The sequence below is a fragment of the Natronomonas amylolytica genome (assembly GCF_037031205.1).
GTDB classification, from domain to species: Archaea; Halobacteriota; Halobacteria; order Halobacteriales; family Haloarculaceae; genus Natronomonas; species Natronomonas amylolytica.
This window is the reverse complement of sequence record NZ_JAYEZM010000009.1, coordinates 1-17770: the sequence shown is the minus strand read 5'-3', so window position 1 is coordinate 17770 and position 17770 is coordinate 1. Positions and strand designations below refer to the sequence as shown.

Genomic DNA, 17770 nt, shown 5'->3' with positions numbered 1-17770 from the left:
GTCGGACATGTCACTACCGAACCGATACAACAGTTCCTGCTTCTGTTCCGATGGTCAGTCTAGCTCGAACGTTCGATCCGCCTAAGACCGGAGGTCCGACGGTGCTGTCCGTTCCTGGCGTGACACCGGGTCGTCCGTTCCTAGCTCGTTGGAATCGAACGCGTCGAGGAGAACGCATGTCGCGCGGTCGAAATATTCCGCGAACTGTTTCACCTCGACGGATTCGTGCTGGAGTAGAATGTTCGCGTCATTGACGAAGACAGCGTTTGGATCCGGGGCAGCGTCAAGAATTTCGATACCACGTTTCGCATTGTCCTTGGCAAGTACAACCGCCTCCGCCCCATCGGCCCCTTCCGCCCGAGGAGCATGCGCGTCGAGGACGCCGTGCCAGACACCTTGGGGAATGGTGATGAAACGGTCCAAACGACCGCCAAGGACCCGGCCGTCGCGTTCTAATTCGGGCGCGAACTCTAGAACCACGACCCTATCAGTTCCATGCCGGTCGACCCAGGCCTCGAGAGCGCGGGTAGTGAGACAGGTCTTTCCGGCCTGGGACGGTCCGACGATCAGCGTCGAACCGGCCAGCGGGAACGGACCCCGGTCACGCCAGGGACACCTCCTTGTGGACGTACTGTCCGAGGGAGACGAGCGTCGCGGCAGCGAGAACGAGCGCGAATGCAAGCACGAGTCCGGAAAGCAGATCCAGGCCGGTCGTAATCTGCTCCCTGACGAAGTTGGCCGCGAGACCACCCGAAACGGCGAGTAACGCGAGCCCACCGAGGTTCGGAGCGCTGAGTTCGAGGCGCCGACGCTCTCGGCGTTCAACAGGTAGAGAACAATAGCGATAGCGAAGGGCGTTCCGACCGTACCAAGCGCGAGGACGAGAACGAGCTGGCCGATGACTTCACCGCCGATGAATGCACCGAGTACCGACAGCACGGCAAAGACTGCGAGGAGCACCCGGTACCGCGTGTCGTCGACGGTTGTGCCCCAGCCAAGTTTGTCGGCAACGAGGAACGGCGGAACGATGGTGTTGCCGCCGAGCGTCGAGACGGCGGCGGCGCCGAGACCAAGCAGGAACAGCCACCTAGCGGCCGGGCCGACCAGCGGCCCGAGCGCCTGGGCCGCACCGACGGTCGTCAGATCCGGATCGGTTAGTGTACTCGCCGTGACGAGAAAGATGGCGATGCTGTAGATGCCGAACGCGACCAGCATCGACGCCAGAATGTCCACCGTCGCGAGGTCATAGTCACGTTCCGTCCAGCCCCGGGCACGCATTGTGTAGGAGTGCATCGTGATCAGCGTGATGTGGACGGCGCCCCCGAGGATCCCTGCCGCGACCAGTGCGCTGCCGCCGGGCAGCGTTGGCACCAGCCCTTGGGCGGCCTGGCCGAAGTCGATCGAGACAACAAATAGTGAGGCGACGAAGGCCAAGACGACCGCTGTGACAAGCAGCTTCGCGAAGAGCTCAACGAATCGGTATCCTCGACCGGCCAGACCCAAAACGAGGATCCCTCCCCAGACGATGCTCCAGAGGCGGGCGTCGATTCCCGTGATCGTCGCCGAAACTGAAGCGACGGTCTTCATGATGACGAGCTGGGCGACACCAGCCGCGATGACGACGTCCGCGACTAGGATCCACGCCCAGGTCGCTCCAAGATGTTCCTCGACGACGCCGACAATTCCCCGCTCAGTAAGCAGACCCAGCCGCATCGCGAGGTACTGTGCCAGGGCGCCGGCGAATGCTGAGAGCACGACAACCCAGAGGAGTTGATAGTCGAGGATCGCCCCCGCGACCAAGGATGGCCCCATTGCGCCGAGGTATTCGCGGACTGTCCCTGTGTCGAATGAATATTATTCACAAATAACAAGCCTAGCAGAAAAGGGTGACTCTATTCAGTCAGTGAGGAATCGGCCTGATTGGGTACGTCCCATCACTCGATGTTCACGGGTGCCGGTGCAATACGGATCTCGTTCACTAGTGGGTACGATTTATTGTGAATCGCTTGGTCCTTTCCGTATGTCACTTCACCTCCCAAGCGAGATCGTCGTTGAGCGAGTCCTCCCCACCATCCGTGTCTGTCTTGCCGGGGAACTGGCTAATCGTGGAATGACCCAGCAAGAGGTGGCGGAACATATTGGAGTCTCCCAGGCCGCCGTCTCGAAGTACATCAGCGGCGACGTGGCAGTCGAAGAACGCATCGAAGACCATCCTCTGACCGCCAAGACGGTCACGCGTATCGCCGAGGGATTCGCCTCCGGACAGATGGACGGATACGAGGCACTCGACGAACTGCTCGCGCTCGTACGTGCTTTTGAAGACCGTGGCCCAGTGTGTGAACTGCACGAGGAAGTGATGCCCTCGCTCGCCGGTCTCGGCTGTGACCTCTGTGTCCGTGGCACCGACGAGCGCCTTGCCGCAGAACGAGAGACGTTGACGGACGTCCGGACAGCGGCACGCATCCTGGCGACGGCATCTGGCATGGCGACATACATCCCGAACGTCGGAACGAACGTTGGATGTGCACTCCCCAGTGCAAACGACGCTACCGAGGTCGCTGCGATTCCCGGCCGGATCTACGCGATCGACGGCCGCGTCGAGATCCCAGCAAACCCGGAGTTTGGGGCATCGAGACACGTTGCGACGGTCGTGCTGGCTGCGATGTCTCAGGACGACGAACTACGTGGCGCGGTCAACATCGCAACCGACGATGAGCTCCTCTCTATCGCTCGGGACCATGGCTTGGACCCGATGGAGTTCGACGCCGAGTACGATGACCGAAACCAGAGACTCCTGGAACGGTTCGCGTCTCGGGAGGTCGTTCCGCGGATTATCTACCACCGCGGCGCATTCGGAATCGAACCCATCACGTACGTCCTTGGGGACACGGCGGAAGACGCTGCTCGCCTCGCGGTCTCGCTCATTGAAGCGACCCAAGGTACCGAGTGACGCGGTTTTGACCATTACCGATTTGTACCTGTCGGTTATATTCCCGATATGTCCACATTACGACGGCCAGCCCCGGTCAAACTCCCCCAAACCTTGACAATCGCTGGAAGTGACTCCGGCGGCGGCGCAGGCGTCCAGGCGGACCTCAAGACGATGGAGGCACTCGACACCTTCGCGACGAGTGCGATCACGAGCCTAACGGCACAGAACACTGTTGGCGTGGAATCGATCCATCCCGTCCCAGTCGAGGAAATCGAGGCCCAGGTCGACGCCATCCGTGACGATTTCGAGTTGCAGGCCGTCAAGACGGGTATGCTGGGTGTTGAACCGGTGGTAGAGACAGTCACGTCGTACGCTGCTGACATGGACGTTCCCTTCGTCGTCGATCCGGTTATGGTCGCCACCTCGGGAGATCGATTGCTCGATCATGACGCTGAAGCTGCCTATAAAGAGTTGATTGCTGAGTCGACGGTCGTGACGCCAAACGCTGACGAAGCCGAAATACTCACGGACATTCCGATCGCGGACCCGGACTCGATGCAGACAGCGGGACAGCGACTTGTGGAGATGGGAGCCGAGACAGCACTCATAAAAGGGGGCCATGTCGGCGGAGAGCATGTCGTTCGAGATGTCATCGTGACTCAGGACGACGTAACCACCCTCAAGAATGCGAGAGTAGACTCGGTTGCGACACACGGCTCGGGATGTACACTCTCGAGTGCGATCGCGGCTCGACTGGCTCACGGCGAGGACATCCCGGATGCAATCGAATTCGGCGTGGATTTCATGACTCGCGCCATTAGATACCCGCTCGACGTCGGCGAGGGACCAGGGACGGTCCACCACCTCGCGAACATCCGGGATCGGTCAGCCAGACAGCCCACCCAGGAAACGGTCGAATCCGTCGTGCAGCAGTTGGTCTCGGCTGACGTGTCGGCGATCGTTCCGGAAGTCGGGATGAACGTGGTCGGAGCCACACCCTACGCGGAACGACCGGGAGACACAGTCGCTGTCGAGGGGCGGATCGCCCAAACGATGTCCGGGATCCGCTCGACGCGGGGAACACGCTTTGGCGCCTCGAGCCATGTCGCCCGCTTCCTGCTGTCGGCGCAGGAACACGATCCCGCCCTCCGATTCGCGGCGAACCTCCGGTTCAACGATGCTATCGAGAGAGTCTTGGAGGAGATCGACGCCACAGTTGTCGAGATCGACCGCTCGAACGAACCGGAACCGGGCGAGGAGGGATCGACCATGAGCTGGGCGGCCGAGCGAGCTTTCGAGCAGTGTGAGACCACGCCGGCGATCGTCTTCGATCGAGGTGATGTGGGCAAGGAACCAATTACGCGCCTGCTTGCAAAAGAGGACGACCTCACAACCCGTGCACTCTCAATAGCCGAGAGAATATGAATCGACCGCGATAGTCGGATACTTCTCCAATAAAGCAGGATTAGAAAACATCACACTTGTCTCATATTGAGCAGGTATACTTACGAATCAGACAATTTAGGAAGTAATCTCAAAAGGGAATGATGAGACTGTGCCGAGATAATTCCCTGTATTCAACTAATCTATGACTGGGTGTGTTGTTTCTGCGCCGGCGATGGGTACCGGCACACACGCGCCGGCGAATACCGATGTCGACACGGAGCCAACTCCGATTCGTCCAACGAGTCGAACAGACCGGTGAGACAGATGGCGGCGCCGACCGCGTCGCGCAGGTGTACCGGCATTCGGACGGATACCCGGGGAGCGTCCTCCGGAATCTCGCACAGTTGAAAGAGCTGCTCGATGCGACTCACGCCGAACGGGGACCGGGCTACACGGCTGCGACGTTTGTGTTCCTGGACAAGATCTCCACGATTGAGCTCTATCTGGATGGCGACCCAGAGCGAACGATCGACGCGGCTCAGCCAGCGGATCTCCTCGAGCCGCCCAATATGGAGCATCTGGACCAGCCGCTGTTCCTGCTGGGCCACGGCGTCGAGAATCCGGCCAACGGCATCCACGGCGACGAGGAATACCTCGACGTCGTCGAATCCCTCGGTAAACTGCCTGGTATCGAGGGGAACCGTCACGTGGAAATTCTCGGTGACCAGCGTCGCGACATCGTCGTCGGCCACCTTCGAATTGCCGCGCTCAGCGTGGACAACGAACTGTGTGCGGTCGTTAATCCGGTGGATGACACCGACAGAGGTCTCGAAGACAGCGTTCGTGTCGGCGGTGATCGCGACCACCGGCCGAAACGTTACCTGCGAGTGCGGCACCGGCAGATCCGCGGCCTCAATGTCGCGGAACGCCTCCTGGACGGGTGCGTTGACGTCCGCAGCCGGGTCGTACGGTCGGAGCGTCTCGTCACACAGGATCTCGATGCGGCCGTTGTAGAGATGGAGACCAATTTCGTCGGTGATCTCCCGGAGGTCCTCGCCGTCGATCAGCTCGATGGGATGAGGATCATCGTTCTGCAGGAGCCGATCTGCGTACTTCTCAGCAGGGTTCGTAAATCGATCAGTGGTTGCGACCATCCCCGCTTGGGGCCGCCGAAGTCGAACGTCGCGATTGCCGAGTGGAGTTTCTGGACGACCGGCCGCCCGACCGTCCCGGTGTGCTTGCGCTCGACGATGATCGCCCGTCGCGTCCCATCGACGACCTCCTCCATGATGACGTCCCGCCCCTCGTCGGCCGTCCGCTCTGCCTGGCGGACGTTTTCGTAGCCGAGGTTCCGGAAGACGTCCTCGATCAAGTCTTCGAACTCGAATCCAGAGAGGTCGTCCAGTACAGCCATCCGAATGTAATTGGACAGCATCTTGCTATAAGTAAATACGTTGCCGACGATAGCGACGAAGTCGCGACGACGGGAGCGCTGTTGTTGCTGTACGTCCCGCAAGGGGTGCGGGACGACACATCCGTCTCGGGTTACCGATGAGTTCTGAGAGCAACAGCGAGATCGCCCCCGACAACTGGTGGTTGCATCGACGAACAGACGACGATCATTTCGTGTTCGCCTACGAATTCTCGAAATCCGTCCTTTGCCACGTCCAGCAATCCTCGGACTGGCTGGTCCGGGTCGATCGAGCCGATGGGACGATCCTCTTCAGCCAGCACGACCTCCGGTCGCCAGCAGCGGCGTTCGACCTCGCCGAGAGCGTCATGGAGCTCTGTACGATGCTCCATCGGGAGGTCGTCACGGAGCGAAGTCAAGCGCGAAAGCCGATGTACGTCGGTCCCCGACCAACCGGGGTCGCGAGCGCAAGCAATCAGGGAGCCGGACGCAGTCCAGATACCGCCCGTCGGCCGTCGGATTTCTTCCCCCGCCAGCCCCCGGAACGACCACGAGATTTGGGCCACTGGGAGGGTGAGTTCCGATGACTAGCGGCCGAGCGTACCGCGGCGAACGCTGTATCATCTTCGCGACCACTATGAATCCCGCCGGTATCAAACGAGACCGTGTAGAAGAGGAACTCAGGGACGAATATGGTTGGAGAGTGAATATATACGATTTTGAACGTCTCCGAAATCGATTGGTAGGGAACAACCGAAATCATGATCTGGCTAAGGAACACCTGAATACAGACCCAGATCGGGCCCATGTGGATACATCAGAGTTTGTTTTAGACAACTTGCGTCAGCAATACGATGAGATCCAGAACGAAAGCGACATTCAACAGACTGCCCGGCTTGTTGAGAATCTTATTGAGGATTTGTTTGAAAAGACGGTCCCTGATGTTGGAGTCCGGAAAAGCCAATATTTTGGCTCAACCGGCGCATACGAGTTCATACTGACGAATAATTCGACGCGATACCCATGGCGAGGAATGGGACCGTTTGTATTTGCGGATTGTAAATGGTTATCAAAGCCGATTGGAGCTCAAGAGATCCGCAATATGTCCTCAAAAGCGGATATGCTCCATCCAGAATGCTCAGGGACGGTTATATTTTCTCAAAAGGGTCTGAGCGATTCTGGTCAGCAACTCGTACGTGAACTCTTTGCTCAGGGAAAGTACGTAATTGTGTTTGATCAAGACGATTTAGAGAGGATGCTGGAAGATGGATACACCGATGAAATTCTCGAAAGTATTGCAGATTCGCTATGGCTCTAAGAATTAGATCTACAAGATGAGCCTGAGACAAGAACACTGAATCTCACTTCAGAGAGTTGGTTTCGGCTCTCCCCGCTACGACGCCTTTCACTGTTGGGAGGACCATCCGCGGGTTCCAAACCCGGAGTAGGTTCGGCTACGCTGCTCCAGCACCGAGTAACGACAGTGTGGCAGTTTCGCGGCGGTTCGGTTAACTAACAGCCAGCCACTTCCTGAGTTAGTGTTGGTTAACGTGGTGTTGTTATTGCGCCCGGCAGAGGGGCGCAGGGCGCGAGACGATGCAGGCGGCCGTCGATGAGCGTTCCTGCGTCGAGGTGACTGAGATGAAAGACCCAGAATCGAGAACCATCTTCGCTGGCGTCGATGGACGTACCGACACCGAACTGCCCGAGTGGTACCGACAGCGTCACGGGGGCGGCGACGCCGTGCCGAGGCGATCCGCGACCTCCCGCCGGCGTGACTTCGCGACCGGTTTTTCGTGCCCCCAGAGAGGGCGAGGGCTCCTTCGAGAGCCCTCAGAGGTGACTTCCAGTGAGTCAACAACAGAGTCCCGACAACGTCTTGATCGACGAGATCCCGATCGATATCGACAACACGCAATCAGCGGAGGTCGATTCCGCCGACGTCCCCGACGAAATCGAATCCATCACCCGTGGGCTCGCCGGTGAACAGCCGCCGACGAATCCCATAGTGGTTCTCAAAGCGGCCCGGTGGTGGTACATTCACGGCAAGGGCGGGACAGATCCCGCCTTCCAGTGGGCCATCGAGTGGACGCGTCACCTTGCGACCGACACGCCTAGCGACGTCGAGCGGTTCGACGAGTTCCTCGAGTACCTCGTCTCGGTTGGCTTTGCGGACGAACGCCACGAGCTCCGCTGACCGACAGAGCGGTTTTTTGAACGCCCCAGAGGGGGCGGCGCGGTCTGAACAGACGCAGTCGCCGTGAATTCGATTCGGTGAACACAATGGCTACGACTAGTGGCTCGTCGGTCTCCTTCGACCAGACCGATACGCGATCCGACGAGATGAACAGCACTATCGAACAGTGGATCGACGACCTCGTCGCCGGCGTTGACGACGCGCAGGCCAGTGCGAAATTCCAGGAGTGGCTTGACGTCCAGAGTCGCTTCCACGACTACTCCTACCGGAACACGCTCCTCATCAAGCGGCAATGTCCCGAGGCGAGTCGGGTGGCGGGCTACCGTACGTGGCAGGAGAAGTTCGACCGCCACGTCAAGAAGGGCGAGTCGGCCATCTGGATCTGGGCGCCGATCATCACGAAGCAATGTCCAGAGTGCGAGAACTCGCCAAGCTACCACGAGGACAGCGACTGTGACTACGACGAGACGCCGCCCGAGGAGTGGTCCGAGGGGCTGGTCGGGTTCAAGCCCGTGCCGGTGTACGATATCTCCCAGACCGAGGGCGAGCCGCTTCCCGACCTGGACACAGAAGCGACCGGCGACGCCGGCGACCTCGTCGAACAGTTGCCTGTCGCCGCTGATGATCTCGGCGTGACGGTGCGAATCGTTCCAGCCGAGGAGTGGACCCACGGCGAGGCGAAGGGCATCTGCGAGCAGCTGAGCCTCGTCGACGTCCAGCCGCTTGTCGAGGTGCGTGATCGGGAGAACGAGGCCGACCTTGCGCGGACGCTGATTCACGAGTACGCACACGCCCTGCTCCACTTCGACGTCGACGACGACACCGAGCGGGCGAAACGCGAAGTCGAGGCCGAAGCCGTCGCGTACGTCGTCGGGCGGTACTGCGGGCTCGACACTAGCGGGTCAGCGTTCTACCTCACTTCGTGGGAGTCGGACGATCCCGAGGTCGTTCGCGAGCGCCTTGGCCGGATTAGTCGAACGGCAGAAGAACTCATCGACGTTCTCGAGGGCGAATCCTCGTCCTCACATAGTTAACCAACGTGGTGATGGATTTCTTCCACTCTGTTGGTTAGAGTCTCCGCATGGGTTCAGCTTATCAGAACACTAACCCTTCTCCCGACCGGACAAGATTGACCGACGCCGCGTCCCGTCGTGTTAAGTTAAGCATGATTCCACCAGACGGCGAAGGCTTGAAGCCATGATTCTGCCGTCGTCGGCTTCACGTGGCTAAACGTATTTGAAAATGAAGAGGTACGCCGTTTTACTTCTCTAAAGACACGTTCGACAGCATTCCGATTTCCGTGGCGACACGTCTGAAATCGGAGGCCGAGTCGGCTGAGTGCAGCCTTCAGGTGGTGCGCATTATCGACGAGAATCGTCGCTTGAGTGACCGGCGCTTTCTGTGTGAGTTCGCGGAGAAAGTGGACGGTGAGTTGCGTTGTCCTCGTCGGAAAGAGCCGTACATGGAGGAATTTGTTCGTGTCTGGATCGACAGCAGCGTACAGCCACCAGCGTTCGTCGTCGAGTTGAATCACGGTTTCGTCGACGGCGATGTGATTCGGCTCCACCTCAGAGGTCGGCTGTAGATCGGCTTTCTGCACCCAGTTATGAATAGCAGTCCGACTCCGTTCGACACCCAACCTCTCAAGGAACTGTTTGGTATTTGAAAGTGATAAACCCGCCAAGTGCAGCTGAATACCAACTTCAATGATCTGGCGGGGTGTCCGCTCGCGCTCAACAAACGCTAAGTCAATCCAGCCGGTATCACCGTCGAGGCGGTCGATTTCGACCATAGACCACTCGAAACACCGACCGCCTCGCTCTTAACTTAACAGCGCCCCGCGTCCGGAACGAGCTTTTATACTGCTGCATCCGTTTAAACTGGTAAAGCCGGTCGTATCAGCCGCTACAGCCCAATTAGGATTTGCAGTAGTTAGCAAAGTTCTCCAGGACTAGTGTGGCGTTCGAGTCCGCAAACGTGTACTCATCTGGATTCCAGTCACTAGGACGGTCGCTTACCCGCGTTGTGAATTCGGGATGGAACTGCACTGTCCAGAGAGGGGCGTCATGATGTGTACTACAGAAAAACTCGTTGTACGATGCCTTCGCCGTCGCTTCCATACCGCTTCCCAGTTCGGTCACGAGGTCGGAGTGAAGCACCGGTACGATTGGCTCGACATCGGTCAGGATCTCGTCACTGTTTGTCTGTTCCATCTCAATGAACCTCGAGCGTCGACAATCTTCTTCAACTTGCCCGCCAAGTGCGTAGTTCACCTGCTGGTGACCGAAGCAGATACCTAAGAGCGGGATCTGTTTGTCGATACACCGCTCGATGAGATCGTACTGTGGTTCGAGCCACGATTGGTGTTCGATCTCGTATACGCTCGCTGTACTTCCACTCAGGACGATGCCGTCGTAGGCATCCGGTTCGGGCGGCTCCTTGTCTCCAGCAGCCACGACGTACTCGCTGTCTGGAAGGAGCCGATCGATTTCCGGCCCGAGAAACCGATAGTCCGGTTGAACCTCGTTATCGAGGACTAATATCATTATCCTCTCGGTATCGTTTAAACACAATAAATCTGTATGGTATTGTCTGTAATTCACTATCAGGCACAATCTTCCGAACATGCGAACAAAATTAGATGCATACCTGGCCTCTTCTCTGAAGTTGCCCCCCGCACGAGACGGACTACCCAAACCAGTATCGGCCAAGTAAACCAGTACGTCTTATTCCGAGCGTGGTTGGTCAGTAATTGGCTCGCGTTCGAAGCGTGTAGACGAAATTGTTCAGGTCGATGGGAAAGGCATTCCCGCGAGTTGCTCACCTACCGTCGCTTGAATGGACCAGCTTTCACCAAGCTTTCTGACATCGAGTTGTAAAGTCCTACCTCTCTAAAGCTTGAAAATCGCTCCTTCGTCGTGAACGAAGTCGCTCGGGGTAACGTGCGTGTCTCGATTGAAAATAATCTGGAATCTGACGCCCATCCCGGTTGTGGAGAATCCTAACCAACTCTTGATGCCCTAGATTGGCTGGGAGATCGAGCCAATGCTCGCCCTCGGGATTGCTTGTGAGATCACCGTAGATGTCGAGTAATCCATCGTCAACGAATTCGTCAAGGCATCAATGAACGGTGCCGAGTTCCAAAGATGTTTAGCCATGTTGAGCCGATGATGACAGAATCCTAGCCTTAAACTTTCGCTGTCTGGTGTGATCTGCATAACTTACCCCGAACCGTTACTCGCCCGAGGCGGATGCGGGGAGTGGATGGCAGGTGAGGTCAGGACTGCCAAGAGAACGCGGTCTCGAGCTCGTGTAGCTCATGTCCGTCCGTCTCCGCCGCCCGTTCGAGGTAGTCCCGCAGGTCCTCGCGGACGGACGGATGGGCGCGGTTCTCGACTAGTTCGCGGGCGCGCTCTCGTGGGAACGTACCCCGGAGGTCGGCGACGCCCTGCTCGGTTACGATGATATCGATGTCGTGTTCGGTGTGGTCGGCGTGTGGGACCATCGGGACGATGCGGGAGATGTCTTCCCCGTCGGCCGTCGATGGCAAGGCAATGACGGACAGCGGCGCGTTCCGGATGAAGTCGCCGCTGCCGCTGACGCCGTTGAGCATCTTCGACCCGTTCACGTGCGTGGAGTTGACGTGTCCGTAGAGGTCGCCTCCAGCGCGCTGTTGACGGCCACGACGCCGAAGCAATCGATGAGCGAGGCAGAGTTGGAGACGTCGGCCGGGCGGAGGACGACGTCCTCGGCGTAACGCTCGGCGTTCTCGAACAGGCGATCTTGGCCCGCCGTAGACAGCGCCAGCGACGTAGCGCTGGCCGCCCGCAGTTGCCCCTCATCGAGTAGGTCAAGCAGGCCGTCTTGGATGACCTCACCGTAGTAGACGAGATTGCGGTCGCCGAAGTCTGCGTCAGCCAGCGCGCCAATCAGGGCGTTGCCGATACTGCCGACGCCGAACTGCACCCAGAACGACTGGAAACAGAAACTCCGGACAGACGCACAGAAGACGATTGGCCGTGGCTTGGATCGTGACTTTGTTGTATGTGGTAAATCGATTCCCAGAACCACCGCGTGTCGTTGACGAAGCCCGTGACCGACTCCAAAAAGAGTTCGGCATTCCTATCACAATTCTCATTCGAACAGACCTCCACACACAGTTGACGACCCATCGGATCGAAATCAGGAGCCATCGCTGCGCCGTTAGGCGAACACGCGCGCGTATTCGATTACGTATTTAGGTAGACGTAAACCTGTTTGACCCAGTAGCGGATGGGATTTCTCTCAAGCGTTCCCGCGCCGAGTTCGACCACTATCGGTTGATCGATGATGGTTGCCCAGATTGGTTCGGCCACCTCTAACAGTTCCTCAGTGAAGCTTATGGGCGACCGTAGCTCCTCTTTCCATGGTATAATTAGGTTATACCTGCGACACGCGACGGTCAGCATCTAAATGATCGCGCAGACGGTTTGCGAGAAATTCTACACCCACGACCAGCACGAGGATGACTAGGATCGCCGCCATCACCCGGGTGTAGTTGCGAGCGCGAAACGCCATGATGAGGGGATAGCCGATCCCGCCAGCACCGACGATTCCGAGTACGGAACTCTTCCGAGCGTTGAGTTCGAGGTAGAACAGCGTCCACGCGACGTAGGCCGTCATCACTTGCGGGAATCGCGCGGCCGACATCGTCGCAAGGGGCCCGGCTCCAGTCGACGCGACCGCCTCAACCGGGCGGACGTCGATCTCCTCCATCTCGTCGGCGAAGAGTCGCCCAAGGTCGCCAACCGTCCCGATGGCGATCGCAAGTGCGCCGGCGACGGGACCGAGGCCAGCGAGGATCACGAACAGCAGGGCGTACACCATGCTTGGCACAGCCCGGATGCCCCCGAGCACAAGCCGGACGGGGCCATGGACGGCGGCCGACGTCACGTTACTCGCCGCGAGGAATCCGAGCACGAGCGCAAGCGGCAGGCCGAGCGCCGTGCCGACGGCCGCGATTGCCAGCGTCTCAAGCGCGGCCGGGAGGAGGGTCGACGCGTCGCCCCGGAGCTGGGCCCAGAGTGGCGCCGGCGCGAGCATCTCCTCAAACAGTACCGATGCGAGGTTCTCACGGTGTGCATAGAGGTATCCGAGGTCGAAACCGAGCCACCGCGCGGTCACCCCGATCCCAATGAGAATGACGACAAACGCGACGATCCGGGTCGCGGTCCGGCGTCGCCACTGACGCTGTATCCGTTCGAGTTCCGTCTCAATCGCATTCGTGTTGGGAGCGTCATCGTCCGCTCTCGTGTTCTCGTCGTCGAACGCTGGTTTCCCGTCCTTATTCGTCTCATCAGCCATCGTACACCTCCGAGAGACGCTCGGAGTCGACCGCGTCCGCAGATTCGTCGAGAACGAGGCGGCCGTTCTGGAGACCGAGGTACCGATCCGCGACAGACCGGGCGAGCCCGGGCTGATGAAGGCTCACAAGACCGATCAGGTTTCTGCGACGGATCACCGAGGCGAGCCGGCGGAGGACGGACCGCCCGGTCATTGGATCAAGTGAGGCAACCGGTTCGTCAGCCAATACGACTGCAGGTTCTTGATGAAGCGCGCGGGCGATCCCAACCCGCTGGCGCTGTCCGCCAGAGAGGTTGGTCACCCGGCGAGCGCCATAGCCGCCCAGTCCGACTGCGTGGAGCCGTTCGATTGCCGCCCGTTTCTCGGCGCGCGCGTGCCAACCGAGAAGCTCCCGCCAGACTGGTTCCCGACTGAGGCCACCATCGAGGACGCTCTCAAGCGCTGACTTCCCACCGAGCAGCGCTCCCTCCTGAAAGACCAGCGCGACGTTTTCGGGATCGATCGGCTCACTCTCCAGTCGGACCATCCCCGCGTCGGGACGCTCGAGGCCGTCGATGCATCGCAGGAGCGTAGTCTTCCCGGCCCCCGAGCGCCCAACGAGGACAGTCAGTTGACCCGGACGTAAGTCGACAGAGATGTCCGTGATTGCGGGTTCCCCGTCGTAGCGTTTCTCGAGTGCGGTCAGAGCGAGCATCCTGGAACGTTACTCGTCATCGCCGTCTGCGCTCGCTTCAAGATCGTCGATATTGATTCCCATCGTCTCGGCGACGTCGCGGACAGGGTCGTAGGTACCCGGTTTGACCTCGCCGAACCGATCAATGCGATGGTCTTCAAGCGCCTCCTCGGGGGTGTTAATCAACCGTTCGGTGAGCGTCTCACGTACCGATTCGGGCGTCCCCGGCTTCGCGACAATCGGATCGAACGGGATCGGTTCGCTCTCGGCAATTTTGACGATTGCGTCGTCGTCGGGGTGCTGGAAGTCACCGTAGGCGGCCGCATCGACATGACCCGCGTCGAGCGTTTCGAACGACGCACCGTGACTGCCAGCCCACTCGATCTCCAAGTCCGACGGTTCGGTGTCGACATCGCCGACGTCGAGACCTGCTTGGTTGAGCATATATCGAGGGAACAGCCCGCCACTGCTCGAGAGTGGGTCAACCATCGCGACTGTTTTTCCCTCCAGATCAGCTAAAGTCTCGATTTCGGTGTCAGCGCGTGTTGCAATATAAGAGTGGTAGGCATCGCTCCCGTGCGACCAGTTTATCACGAGCGGGTGAATGCCCTCATCGGCGGCCATCGCGTAGATGATGGGCGAGAGGTTCGCTAGTTCCGTGTGTCCCTGGACGACGCTTTCGATCGCGGCGCTGTAGCTTGTCGTCGGAACTCCTTGTACGTCGTCAACGCCCTCTAAGCCCTCAGCGAGCCACTCGAAAGTGTCCGCGTACTGCTCTTGAAGTTCTTCAGCATCTTGGAACGGTGGCAGAGCAAACTCGATTGTCCCATCGGCCCACTCGTCGACCGAACTGGCGGAATCGTCGTTATCGCTGCCATCCAGACATCCAGCAGCACTGATCGTCGCAGCGCCGGCGAGAGAGCTGAGGTACTGTCGTCGGTTCATATGTAGGAATGTAACTACCCAATGATAACACCTGCGAATATACTCAAAGCGTACGGGCACTCACTAGTACCATTGCCGGTGATCCCGGCTGCAAAAAACAGTTGTATTTAAAAGAACGATACAAACCGAAAATTAAGCCAATGTCTGACTATCACTACGCCGTAGGCACCAAGTAGTTGGTATTCAGGAGTTGGTTGAGCAGATCTAGGTCTTGCAAAGCACGTCGTGGAAACAGGAAGCCCCTGTCTCAAGGATCTACCGAAGGCGGTGAGTAGGCAGGTGCAATTCATTGCCACGTCGATATACCGGAAAAAGTAATCTACTGCTGCTCACATATCTCATGTATGGAGGAAGATGAAGCACTAGCTGCAATTTACGAGTGGCTTCCCAAGGCCGGTGATGACGCTGCCGTCGTTGATGAGCTGATTTTCGCAACCGACATGCTCCACGAGCGGACCGATTTCCCAGAGGGGATGACCCAATATACAGCCGGTTGGCGAGCCGTGGGCGCATCCCTGTCCGATATCGCAGCCATGGGTGCCGAGGCGACCGCTGCTATTGCAGTATATGCGGCACCTCAGTTCGAGCCCGATGAACTACATTCGTTCATCGAGGGGGCTCGCGACGTCTGCGAGCTGACGGATAGCCAATATGTCGGCGGTGATCTTGATCAACACGAGGAATTAACAGTCGTTTCATCTGTAATTGGGTATACAGACACCCCCACACTCCGATCGACGGCTTCACCGGGTGATGCCGTTGCTGTAACTGGAACGCTCGGACGGACCGGAGCAGCCCTACGGCTGTTCGAACAAGGAGCACACGAGCAAGCCAACGCCCTCTTTCAGTTCGAACCCCGCGTCACGGCTGGCCAAGCACTCGCGCCGTACGCCTCTGCTATGATGGATTCGAGCGATGGGTTGGCTCGCTCACTCCATCAGTTGGCTGACGCGAGCGACTGTGGCTTCGTGATCGACTGGGACCAAATTCCCCTTGACAATACAGTTCGAGAAACAGCGGTTACAGATGCTGAAGAGCGCGAACTCGGGGTCTACACCGGAGAAGACTTCGAACTAGTGTTTACGATTCCCCACAACCAGATTGATACTGTACGAGACGCCTGCTCAGTACCGATAACTATTATCGGGGATGTTACGGACCATGGTGTGATGATTGATGACCAGCCACTCCCTAATCGGGGATTCACACATGGGTACTAAAATATAAAACTGATAGAAGTGAACGATCTCGGCTGGGATAGATGATCCAATCCGAAGCGGATCTACCGATTTATCCAAAATCACATCTTCAGATCTCCAACACAACCGTAGTCATTTCACGAGAGTCTATTTTCGGCGAAATTACCGAGGTTGCAGCCGACTATCCAAACATGATGATATTGTACCGCACAGAGAGCGTCGTAAAGTAGGAGAGGTGTCCGTTCGTGCCTTCGGTTATACTGTCGTATTTCGATATCGTAACAACTCCAGAGAGATGGTTCGATACCGGTATTCACATATTGAAGCTGGTGGACCTGGCGAGGGGGCCACAGAACATTGAGTAATCAACGGGATTCCAACAAAAAGATGACTTATATTCGCGTCTAATTACCGACTTCGAGCGCGCGCTCGACGACGCCCTCGCTGTACAGTTCGGCGAGGTCGTCGTGCTGGTCGGGACGGTTGTGGTAGACGTCCTTGAACAGCTTGATCGGCGTCATGAGGGCCTGATAGGTCGCCTCGTCCCACATGCGGTCCTGAGCGACGTCGACCTGCACGCCGTCGATCTCGACCGTGGCGGACTGGGTCATCGCGATGGCACCCTGTCCGGCTTCCTTGGCCGCTTCGAACTCCTCCATGGAGTCGACGATGTCGTCCATGCTCGGGACGTAATCCAGCAGGTCCAGCAGTTCCGCGACCAGTTCCTCTTCGTCGTCGAAGACGTACTCGTCGCCGGCGACTTCGAGTTCGTAGCTGCCGTCTTCCTCCTCGAGGTCGACGTCTTCGCCGGAGTAGACCTGCACGCCGTCCCGGTCTTCGAGTTCGGCCGTGCGGCCGCCAGCGTCGAGGATCCAGTAGCCGGCTGCCGGCGGGAGCGGGCTCTTGTTGGCCTCGACGACCTGCCCGGGCGTCAGCGACCAGATGCCGAGCATACCCATGGCGTTGTTGGCGGTGATGCGGTCGTGGTAGCCCTCGACGTCACGGATGTCGTCGTAGGGGCCGTCGACGGAGATGAGGCCCGCCGCGCTCGCGGCGCGGGAGGTGTTGTGGCGGAGTTCCTTCCACTCGGGAAGGCCGCCGGTCGGCGTGATAGCGCGCATGTCCTTGGTGTAGTCGACCTCGCCGTCGACCAGCAGGAAGAGGCGCTGGAGGTTGTTCGAGGGCTTGCCCATCTCGTCGCGGAGCTTGCCCATCGCGAGTTCGGCCGAGCCGGACTCGATGATGACGGACATGTTGAGGCTGCCCTCTTCGAGGCCGTGCTCGTTCTCGACGATGGTGATGAACTCGTCGGCCTTCTTCCAGTCGTCGATGTCGCCGACTTCCGGGATGACGAACCCGTCGATGTTCTCGACGGCGCCGTTCGCGGGGTCGGCGATTTCGAGCATGTGCTGGAAGCCCTTGTAGCGCGTCTCGGGGCTGTCGCGGTGCCAGACGACGCGGGGGTGGATTTCGCCGGGGAACTCGTCGCCGTCCTCGGCGACGACTTCGGCGATGTTCTCGGCGCCCTCGTCGCGCATGTTCGGCGCGGTGGCGTCCTCGTTGTCCGGGACCCAGACGTCCGGGGCCTGCATGCCACGGAGTCCGATGGCGCTGCGGAGTTTCTTGGCGGAGTCGTCGACGCCCTTCTCTGCGGTCGGGGTCGTAAAGAACGTGCGCACGAACT

The 17770-nt window shown here is 58.9% G+C and carries 15 protein-coding genes and 5 pseudogenes; 9 read left to right on the top strand and 11 right to left on the bottom strand.

What is annotated here, in order from left to right; translation table 11 throughout:
- Positions 1-81: 81 nt before the first annotated feature.
- Complete coding sequence (locus U5914_RS13185; protein ID WP_336136235.1) at positions 82-423, bottom strand: hypothetical protein; 342 nt, start codon at positions 421-423, stop codon at positions 82-84.
- A gap of 178 nt (positions 424-601) precedes the next feature.
- Positions 602-1812, bottom strand: a pseudogene (locus U5914_RS13180) (divalent metal cation transporter).
- A gap of 208 nt (positions 1813-2020) precedes the next feature.
- Here U5914_RS13180 and U5914_RS13175 point away from each other — a divergent pair.
- From U5914_RS13175 to U5914_RS13165, 3 genes and pseudogenes are all read left to right on the top strand, one after another.
- Complete coding sequence (locus U5914_RS13175; RefSeq protein ID WP_336136234.1) at positions 2021-2950, top strand: thiamine-phosphate synthase family protein; 930 nt, start codon at positions 2021-2023, stop codon at positions 2948-2950.
- A 48-nt stretch (positions 2951-2998) separates the two neighbouring features.
- Positions 2999-4357, top strand: a complete 1359-nt coding sequence (gene thiD / locus U5914_RS13170) for a bifunctional hydroxymethylpyrimidine kinase/phosphomethylpyrimidine kinase (protein WP_336136233.1) — start codon at positions 2999-3001, stop codon at positions 4355-4357.
- Positions 4358-4584: 227 nt separating this feature from the next.
- Positions 4585-4986, top strand: a pseudogene (locus U5914_RS13165) (hypothetical protein); the annotation flags it as partial.
- On the opposite strand, the pseudogene U5914_RS13160 reads toward U5914_RS13165, so the two are convergent.
- Positions 4972-5732 (bottom strand): annotated as a pseudogene (locus U5914_RS13160) (restriction endonuclease); the annotation flags it as partial. The pseudogenes U5914_RS13165 and U5914_RS13160 sit on opposite strands and share 15 nt — an antisense overlap.
- Positions 5733-5869: 137 nt before the next feature.
- Here U5914_RS13160 and U5914_RS13155 point away from each other — a divergent pair.
- From U5914_RS13155 to U5914_RS13140, 4 genes are all read left to right on the top strand, one after another.
- On the top strand, positions 5870-6316 hold the full coding sequence (locus tag U5914_RS13155) for a hypothetical protein (protein ID WP_336136232.1): 447 nt from the start codon (positions 5870-5872) through the stop codon (positions 6314-6316).
- The gene (locus U5914_RS13150) at positions 6313-7047 is read left to right on the top strand and encodes a hypothetical protein (RefSeq protein WP_336136231.1); all 735 of its coding nucleotides are present in this window, start codon (positions 6313-6315) and stop codon (positions 7045-7047) included. Before U5914_RS13155 ends, U5914_RS13150 begins: the two co-directional genes overlap by 4 nt.
- A gap of 531 nt (positions 7048-7578) precedes the next feature.
- Complete coding sequence (locus tag U5914_RS13145) at positions 7579-7926, top strand: DUF8013 domain-containing protein (protein ID WP_336136230.1); 348 nt, start codon at positions 7579-7581, stop codon at positions 7924-7926.
- Positions 7927-8012: 86 nt separating this feature from the next.
- Complete coding sequence (locus U5914_RS13140; RefSeq protein WP_336136229.1) at positions 8013-8960, top strand: ArdC-like ssDNA-binding domain-containing protein; 948 nt, start codon at positions 8013-8015, stop codon at positions 8958-8960.
- 125 nt (positions 8961-9085) lie between these two features.
- Here the strand turns inward: U5914_RS13140 and U5914_RS13135 are convergent, their stop codons facing one another.
- The 7 genes and pseudogenes from U5914_RS13135 to U5914_RS13100 all read right to left on the bottom strand — a co-directional run bounded on the left by U5914_RS13135 (position 9086) and on the right by U5914_RS13100 (position 14887).
- A complete protein-coding gene (locus U5914_RS13135) occupies positions 9086-9718 on the bottom strand; it encodes an IS6 family transposase (RefSeq protein WP_336136228.1) in 633 nt (210 codons plus the stop codon).
- Between the two features lie 124 nt (positions 9719-9842).
- Positions 9843-10472 carry a type 1 glutamine amidotransferase gene (locus tag U5914_RS13130; protein ID WP_336136227.1) on the bottom strand — a complete coding sequence of 210 codons (630 nt, stop codon included), beginning with the start codon at positions 10470-10472 and terminating at the stop codon, positions 9843-9845.
- Between the two features lie 731 nt (positions 10473-11203).
- Positions 11204-11892, bottom strand: a pseudogene (locus U5914_RS16875) (acetyl-CoA hydrolase/transferase C-terminal domain-containing protein); the annotation flags it as partial.
- A gap of 263 nt (positions 11893-12155) precedes the next feature.
- Entirely contained in the window at positions 12156-12374 is a 219-nt protein-coding gene (locus U5914_RS13115; RefSeq protein WP_336136224.1) for a thiaminase II/PqqC family protein, read from the bottom strand.
- Positions 12346-13269: a phosphonate ABC transporter, permease protein PhnE gene (gene phnE / locus U5914_RS13110; protein ID WP_336136223.1), complete on the bottom strand. Its 924-nt coding sequence runs from the start codon at positions 13267-13269 to the stop codon at positions 12346-12348. The genes U5914_RS13115 and phnE overlap by 29 nt, the downstream gene beginning before the upstream one ends.
- Complete coding sequence (locus U5914_RS13105; protein ID WP_336136222.1) at positions 13262-13963, bottom strand: phosphonate ABC transporter ATP-binding protein; 702 nt, start codon at positions 13961-13963, stop codon at positions 13262-13264. Before U5914_RS13105 ends, phnE begins: the two co-directional genes overlap by 8 nt.
- 9 nt (positions 13964-13972) lie before the next feature.
- Positions 13973-14887 (bottom strand): phosphate/phosphite/phosphonate ABC transporter substrate-binding protein, encoded by a 915-nt coding sequence (locus tag U5914_RS13100; protein ID WP_336136221.1) that lies wholly within the window; start codon positions 14885-14887, stop codon positions 13973-13975.
- 344 nt (positions 14888-15231) lie between these two features.
- On the opposite strand from U5914_RS13100, the gene thiL reads away from it, so the two are divergent.
- Together thiL and U5914_RS13090 are read left to right on the top strand one after the other, a co-directional pair.
- On the top strand, positions 15232-16107 hold the full coding sequence (gene thiL / locus U5914_RS13095; RefSeq protein ID WP_336136220.1) for a thiamine-phosphate kinase: 876 nt from the start codon (positions 15232-15234) through the stop codon (positions 16105-16107).
- A gap of 166 nt (positions 16108-16273) precedes the next feature.
- Positions 16274-16447 (top strand): annotated as a pseudogene (locus U5914_RS13090) (site-specific integrase); the annotation flags it as partial.
- Between the two features lie 43 nt (positions 16448-16490).
- On the opposite strand, the gene aceB reads toward U5914_RS13090, so the two are convergent.
- A partial coding sequence (aceB, locus tag U5914_RS13085; protein ID WP_336136219.1) for a malate synthase AceB occupies positions 16491-17770 on the bottom strand: 1280 nt, incomplete at its 5' end.

Bases quoted from the DNA above. Each gene is read 5' to 3' on its own strand.
- U5914_RS13175 (WP_336136234.1), top strand. From the start codon at position 2,021: ATGTCACTTCACCTCCCAAGCGAGATCGTCGTTGAGCGAGTCCTCCCC.
- thiD (WP_336136233.1), top strand. From the start codon at position 2,999: ATGTCCACATTACGACGGCCAGCCCCGGTCAAACTCCCCCAAACCTTG.
- U5914_RS13155 (WP_336136232.1), top strand. From the start codon at position 5,870: ATGAGTTCTGAGAGCAACAGCGAGATCGCCCCCGACAACTGGTGGTTG.
- U5914_RS13150 (WP_336136231.1), top strand. From the start codon at position 6,313: ATGACTAGCGGCCGAGCGTACCGCGGCGAACGCTGTATCATCTTCGCG.
- U5914_RS13140 (WP_336136229.1), top strand. From the start codon at position 8,013: ATGGCTACGACTAGTGGCTCGTCGGTCTCCTTCGACCAGACCGATACG.
- U5914_RS13135 (WP_336136228.1), bottom strand. From the start codon at position 9,718: ATGGTCGAAATCGACCGCCTCGACGGTGATACCGGCTGGATTGACTTA.
- U5914_RS13130 (WP_336136227.1), bottom strand. From the start codon at position 10,472: ATGATATTAGTCCTCGATAACGAGGTTCAACCGGACTATCGGTTTCTC.
- U5914_RS13115 (WP_336136224.1), bottom strand. From the start codon at position 12,374: ATGCTGACCGTCGCGTGTCGCAGGTATAACCTAATTATACCATGGAAA.
- phnE (WP_336136223.1), bottom strand. From the start codon at position 13,269: ATGGCTGATGAGACGAATAAGGACGGGAAACCAGCGTTCGACGACGAG.
- U5914_RS13105 (WP_336136222.1), bottom strand. From the start codon at position 13,963: ATGCTCGCTCTGACCGCACTCGAGAAACGCTACGACGGGGAACCCGCA.
- U5914_RS13100 (WP_336136221.1), bottom strand. From the start codon at position 14,887: ATGAACCGACGACAGTACCTCAGCTCTCTCGCCGGCGCTGCGACGATC.
- thiL (WP_336136220.1), top strand. From the start codon at position 15,232: ATGGAGGAAGATGAAGCACTAGCTGCAATTTACGAGTGGCTTCCCAAG.